Below are 6,193 nucleotides of genomic sequence, written 5' to 3'. Positions count from 1 at the left end.
CCAGATGGCAAGCCGTTCAACGAACAGCCATGAGGCTGCCCAGGTCGCTGCAACAAGCGCCCAAAAGCCGAGGGTTGCCTGCCCGGTGTGATTGGACACTGTCGTGACAAGAAGCCAGGCGGCGAGAGCTGTAACGAGGCCCAGGATCACGTCGCCGATGCGGTTGCGCATGAAGCCAAGTTCATAGCGGACACCGGCAATCGCCAGGATAACCAGGCAAAACGAGAGCCGTGGAACTTCCATAACGCCAAGATCTGGCTTGAAGATCGGGCTGAAAAGGCCGATCAGAACCATGGCGACAACGAACCAGGCAAGCATTGCAGGCATGTCGAAACGGCGCTTGGTGGATGTTGTGTTCATCGTGCCATCCCCATGCGTTTCAGCGTGACGCCTTCCAAAATGCCGATCAGGGCCACAAGTGCGCCGGCAAGAAATGCGGCCATCAGTAGTGCGGACCATATCTGAACCGTCTGACCGTAGTAAGACCCGGCCAGAAGGCGGGCTCCAAGTCCGGCAACTGCACCCGTCGGCAATTCCCCGACGATCGCGCCGACGAGGGAGGCGGCCATGCCGATCTTCATGGACGTAAAAAGGTAGGGCACAGCGTAGGGAAGCCGCAGCTTCCAGAAGGTCTGGATGCGAGATGCCGAATAGGTGTGCATCAGGTCCATGTGAATGACTTCCGGTGACCGAAGCCCCTTCACCATGCCAACGGTGACGGGGAAGAACGACAGATAGGTCGAGATCATTGCCTTGGGCAGCAGGCCTGAAATGCCGATGGCGTTCAAAACGACGATGATCATCGGTGCGATCGCCAGAATGGGGATGGTCTGGGAGGAGATAACCCAGGGCATGAGCGATTTGTCGAGCACGCGGGAATGCACAATACCAATGGCGAGCAGTATGCCGAGAGTCGTCCCGATCAAGAAGCCCAGAAGCGTTGAGGAAAGCGTGATGCCAGTGTGGTAGATCAACGAGCGTTTCGAGGTGATTTTCTTCTCAACCGTCGTTTCCCAGATCTCGATGATGACCTGATGCGGCGCAGGCAGAACTGGACGTTCCTGGGCCAGAGTGTCTGTAATGAACAAGGTTACCGGAACTTCTGTCCGATTGGCCCTTTCATACATTTCCTGCTGGAACGGGGCGTTCAAAATGACTGCCGCGATGTACCAGAGACTGATGATTGACAGAACAACGACAATTACCGGTCCGACAGTACCCGACATGAGACCGGCGAAGGGGCTGAGGCTGCGAGTGGGGGGGAGGGTCGCGTCGGTCATTGTCCCTCAATCCTCGTATGAGTGCCCGGCTTTCAGGCCTTCGCGCACGCGGTGTGCAATTTTAAGGAATTCAGGTGTTTCCCGTACGTCCAGGTTCCGATTTCGCGGAAGGTCGCTTTCAATGACGTCGTAGATCCGACCTGGACGCGGACACAGGACCACAATCTTGGTGGAGAGGAAAACGGCCTCCGGAATGGAGTGAGTGACAAACACGACTGTCTTGTTGGTTTTTGCCCAGAGTTGAAGCAGCTGTTCGTTCAAATGATCCCGAACGATTTCGTCCAGGGCACCAAATGGCTCGTCCATCAGCAGAAGATCGGGTTCCACGGCGAGTGCGCGGGCGATGGAGGCGCGTTGCTGCATGCCGCCGGAAAGCTGCCACGGAAATTTCTTTTCAAAACCGGTCAGGTTCACCAGATCCAGGTTCTTGGCTATTCGCTGCTGTTGTTCAGTTCCCGATAGCCCCATGATTTCCAATGGCAATGCAATGTTCTTGGCAATCGTTCGCCACGGATAGAGCGCTGCTGCCTGAAACACATAACCATACGCACGCTTGAGGCGGGCCTCCTCAGGCGAGACACCGTTGACCGTAATGGAGCCAGCGGTCGGTTTTTCCAGATCCGCGATGACCCGAAGCAAGGTGGTCTTGCCACAACCGGACGGCCCGATAAAGGAAACAAAGTCACCTTCCTCGATCTTGAGATCGATATCGGACAAGGCGTGCACCGGACCATCATTGGTCTCGAACGTCAGCGAGAGGTTCTCGATATCGATCACCCGGTTCGGGCTGGCGCTGGCTGTGTTTTCCACCATTTCGGTGTCCTTTGCGCTGGCAAGAGCAGTCATATTGTTCCTCGCTACACGAGTCGGGTGCCGATAAACAGTATTTGATAGGAGGCATCAGATGGGGATCCGGTCAGGACCTCCAGGTTCTGGCCTCCGCATTCGGGCAGAAACAGGTTCCCCTCCCACGGGTGAGAGGGGACTTTTTGCATCAAACCCCGCTAGCCGGAATGCCGGTGCGTTCCACTTGCCGTGGCGCCGTGACTTCCTTCCAGGTTGAAAGTGCCTTGTTGACGGCCTGGAAGGGCTCGCGGGCAACGAACTCGCCGTGGCCCTGTTTGTGGTTGACCGTACCATCTTCCACGGCCACCCGACCGCGTGTCAGTGTGTATCGCGGCAGTCCTTTGACTTTCTTGCCCTCAAAGACGTTGTAGTCGATGGCCGATTGCTGGCTGTTCGCGGAGATTGTCTTTTCCTTACTCGGATCCCAGACCACCAGATCTGCATCTGCACCGACCAAAACTGCTCCTTTTTTCGGATAGATATTCAGGATTTTTGCAATATTGGTTGAAGTTACCGCAACGAACTCGTTCGGCGTCAATCGACCTGTGTTGACGCCATATGTCCACAGCATCGGCATGCGATCTTCGAGGCCGCCGGTTCCGTTTGGAATCTTGGTGAAGTCACCAACGCCAGTGCGTTTTTGTTCCGTGGTGAAGGCGCAATGGTCTGTTGCCACCACCTGGAGTGACCCGGCAGCAAGCCCTGCCCACAACGAATCCTGATGTTTTTTGTCCCGGAATGGCGGTGACATGACACGACGAGCGGAGTGGTCCCAATCATGGTGATAGTACTCACTGTCATCCAACGTCAGATGCTGAATGAGCGGTTCGCCATAAGCACGAATGCCATTCTGGCGCGCGCGGCGGATGGCTTCATGAGCCTGTTCGGAAGATGTGTGAACGATGTAGACCGGAACACCGGCCATATCCGCAATCATGATTGCCCGGTTTGTGGCTTCGCCTTCCACTTCCGGCGGGCGTGAGTGGGCATGGCCTTCCGGGCCGTTGTGTCCCTCAGCCAGAAGCTTTTGCTGCAAAGTGGCGACGACGTCGCCGTTTTCAGCGTGCACGAGCGGCAGAGCGCCAAGTTCGGCGCAGCGTTGGAACGAGGCGAACATTTCGTCGTCATTCACCATCAGGGCACCCTTGTAGGCCATGAAGTGTTTGAACGTGTTGATGCCTTTTTCCTGAACGACCGTCTGCATGTCGTTAAAGACCTGCTCTCCCCACCAGGTTATCGCCATATGGAAGGAGTAATCGCAATGCGCCATGGTGGACTTGTTATCCCACATCTGCAGCGCTTCGATCAGCGATTGGCCAGGTGAGGGCAGGGCGAAGTCGACCACCATTGTGGTGCCACCCGCGAGTGCTGCGCGCGTTCCGCTGTCGAAATTGTCGGACGAAAAGGTACCCATGAAGGGCATTTCCAGGTGCGTATGCGGATCGATCCCGCCCGGCATGATGTAGCAACCGGTTGCGTCCAGCGTTTCATCGCCGGAGAGGTTCGGACCGATTTCGACAATCTTGCCGTCTTCGATTTTCACATCGGCGTCATAGGAAAGGTCGGCAGTGACAACCGTGCCGCCCTTGATCACTTTGCTTGCCATTAGTGTTCCCCTTCTTTCGTATATTGCCCGGTTCACTCTGTTGATGCACCGGGATGTCTCCAAGTCGAGAGCCCTCCGGGCCATGAGGCTGCGTAGTTCACTGCTACTCCACGATCTCCGCCGTCTCGACGACCGCGTGGAACAGGACGTCCGTTCCTGCCTTTGCCCAGTCCCTGGAAATCTCTTCGGCTTCGTTGTGCGACAGGCCGTCGACACAGGGACACATGATCATGGCTGTGGGAGCTACCCGGTTGATCCAACAGGCGTCGTGACCGGCACCGGAAATGATGTTCTGGTGGGTGTACCCAAGGCGTTCTGCCGCGTTACGAACCGCTTCCACGCAAGTCTTGTCGAATTCGACCGGATCGAAGCCGCCGACCTTTTCAAACTCGACGTCGACCCCCATCTCGTCACAAATCTTCTTCGCACCGATCTTGAGCCGATCTTCCATATCCTTGATGACTGCGAGGTCCGGCGAGCGAAAGTCCACAGTGAAGACTGTCTTGCCGGGGATCACGTTGCGCGAATTCGGATAAACGTCGATGTGACCGGCGGCCCCGACGGCATGCGGGGCATGGGACCAGGCGATTTCGTCTACCAGTTCCAGAATGCGTGCCATGGCAAGACCCGCATTCTTGCGCATGGGCATGGGCGTGGAGCCTGTGTGGCTGTCCTTGCCTGTGACCGTCACCTGGGTCCAGGAAAGACCCTGACCATGTGTGACCACACCAATGTCCTTGCCTTCGGCTTCCAGAATTGGTCCCTGTTCGATGTGTAGCTCGAACATGGCATGCATCTTGTCCTTGCGGGCGCCGACCTCTTCGTCACCAACCCATCCAATGCGCTTCAGTTCATCGCCAAACTTCAACCCTTCGGCATCTTCCCGGTCATAGGCCCAATCCTGGGTATGGACGCCAGCAAAAACACCGGAGGCCAGCATCGCCGGTGCATAGCGAGTGCCTTCTTCATTGGTCCAGTTGGTCACTACAATCGGGTGCCTGGTCTTGAGACCGAGATCGTTCAAGGTACGGATTACCTCCAGACCACCCAGAACACCCAGTACGCCGTCGTATTTGCCACCAGTCGGTTGGGTGTCGAGGTGTGAACCGACATAAACGGGAAGGGCGTCTGGATCGGTTCCCGGCCGTGTCATGAACATGTTGCCCATGGTGTCGACACCCATCGTCATACCGGCATCTTCGCACCATTTCTGGAAGAGCTTGCGACCTTCTGAATCTTCATCAGTCAGGGTCTGGCGGTTGTTGCCACCAGCGACACCCGGGCCGATCTTGGCCATTTCCATCAGGCTGTCCCAGAGACGGTCAGCGTTGATCCTAAGGTTTTCGCCCGGAGCTGCCATAGGCTAACCCTCCTACTTCAATTCGGTTTCGACGAAGGACATGGGCTTGTCTCCGCCATTGATAACATTGTGTTCCACGCCTTCTTCACGGCGATACACGGTTCCTGCGGAGATGAAGACCTCGCGGCTTTCATCCCCCGGTTCTTCAAGCAGCATCTTGCAGTCGGTGAGTGTGGTGATGACGTAATCCATCTCGTGACGATGCCAGCCGGTCTCCGCCCCGGGTTCGAAATCGAAACGGGTGACACGAACCCTGTCGTCGTCAATCAGCTGTGTCGCTGTTGCCTGATGTCTGGTCATGACAAGCCAATTCCCCAGGTGTTCAAGATCGGTGGAACCCCCCGGTCACCACCTTTGACGTCATCAGTCGATGCTGTTCAGTACCGTTCTCAATTTGTCGAATAACTCATCGATCTGCTCCTTCGATATTATGAGCGGTGGAGACAGGGCGATGATGTCGCCCGTAGTCCTGATCAGCAGACCGTCATCATAGGCTTTGAGGAATGCGGAGAACGCGCGTTTCGTCGGTTCACCGGCAATTGGCTCCAGTTCGATGGCACCGATCAAACCAAGATTGCGGATATCGATCACATTCGGGCAATCTTTCAGAGAATGCAGCCCGTCTTCCCAATGCTGCGCGAGTTCGGCGGCCCGGGTGAGCAGACCTTCTTCTTCATATGTGTCCAGCGTTGCGAGCGCGGCTGCACATGCGACCGGATGGGCGGAATATGTGTAACCGTGGAACAGTTCGATCATGTGTTCCGGACCGGTCATGAAAGTGTTGTAGATTTCCGAGGTGCAGAACACCGCTCCCATCGGGATGACCCCTGATGTCAGACCTTTGGCCGTCGTGACCAGATCAGGGGTGACGTCAAAGAAGTCTGTAGCAAATGGAGAGCCGAGACGGCCGAAACCGGTGATTACCTCGTCAAATATCAGCAGAATTCCGTGCTGCGTGCAGATTTCACGAAGCCGCTCCAAATAGCCCCTTGGTGGAATGAGCACACCTGTCGAACCTGCAACGGGTTCAACGATCACGGCCGCAATAGTCGAGGGGTCATGCAGCTGGATAATACGGATAAGGTCTTCAGCATACTCTGC

Annotated in this window: 6 protein-coding genes and 1 pseudogene; all 7 read right to left on the bottom strand. The window is 56.2% G+C overall.

The annotated features are described in order from the left end of the window. Window positions 1-360: pseudogene (locus K5905_RS25030) on the bottom strand (ABC transporter permease); the annotation flags it as partial. Beyond that, entirely contained in the window at window positions 357-1,226 is an 870-nt protein-coding gene (locus tag K5905_RS25025) for an ABC transporter permease (RefSeq protein WP_297589182.1), read from the bottom strand. The pseudogene K5905_RS25030 and the gene K5905_RS25025, both read right to left, overlap by 4 nt. Window positions 1,227-1,286: 60 nt before the next feature. Then, the gene (locus K5905_RS25020) at window positions 1,287-2,093 is read right to left on the bottom strand and encodes an ABC transporter ATP-binding protein (protein ID WP_297589179.1); all 807 of its coding nucleotides are present in this window, start codon (window positions 2,091-2,093) and stop codon (window positions 1,287-1,289) included. A 181-nt stretch (window positions 2,094-2,274) separates the two neighbouring features. Beyond that, window positions 2,275-3,732 carry a dihydropyrimidinase gene (gene hydA / locus K5905_RS25015; protein WP_297589177.1) on the bottom strand — a complete coding sequence of 486 codons (1,458 nt, stop codon included), beginning with the start codon at window positions 3,730-3,732 and terminating at the stop codon, window positions 2,275-2,277. Between the two features lie 103 nt (window positions 3,733-3,835). Continuing rightward, window positions 3,836-5,092: a Zn-dependent hydrolase gene (locus K5905_RS25010; protein WP_297589175.1), complete on the bottom strand. Its 1,257-nt coding sequence runs from the start codon at window positions 5,090-5,092 to the stop codon at window positions 3,836-3,838. Between the two features lie 12 nt (window positions 5,093-5,104). Continuing rightward, window positions 5,105-5,392 carry a cupin domain-containing protein gene (locus K5905_RS25005; RefSeq protein WP_297589173.1) on the bottom strand — a complete coding sequence of 96 codons (288 nt, stop codon included), beginning with the start codon at window positions 5,390-5,392 and terminating at the stop codon, window positions 5,105-5,107. Window positions 5,393-5,455: 63 nt separating this feature from the next. Further along, window positions 5,456-6,193 (bottom strand): aminotransferase class III-fold pyridoxal phosphate-dependent enzyme (locus K5905_RS25000; RefSeq protein WP_297589170.1); only part of this gene is annotated, 738 nt, incomplete at its 5' end.

Source organism: Roseibium sp. (assembly GCF_025698965.1).
GTDB lineage: Bacteria > Pseudomonadota > Alphaproteobacteria > Rhizobiales > Stappiaceae > Roseibium.
The sequence above is the reverse complement of the archived record's forward strand: the minus strand, read 5'-3'. Positions and strand labels throughout refer to the sequence as shown.

Bases quoted from the DNA above. Each gene is read 5' to 3' on its own strand.
- K5905_RS25005 (WP_297589173.1), bottom strand. From the start codon at position 5,392: ATGACCAGACATCAGGCAACAGCGACACAGCTGATTGACGACGACAGG.
- K5905_RS25025 (WP_297589182.1), bottom strand. From the start codon at position 1,226: ATGTCGGGTACTGTCGGACCGGTAATTGTCGTTGTTCTGTCAATCATC.
- K5905_RS25020 (WP_297589179.1), bottom strand. From the start codon at position 2,093: ATGGTGGAAAACACAGCCAGCGCCAGCCCGAACCGGGTGATCGATATC.
- K5905_RS25010 (WP_297589175.1), bottom strand. From the start codon at position 5,092: ATGGCAGCTCCGGGCGAAAACCTTAGGATCAACGCTGACCGTCTCTGG.
- hydA (WP_297589177.1), bottom strand. From the start codon at position 3,732: ATGGCAAGCAAAGTGATCAAGGGCGGCACGGTTGTCACTGCCGACCTT.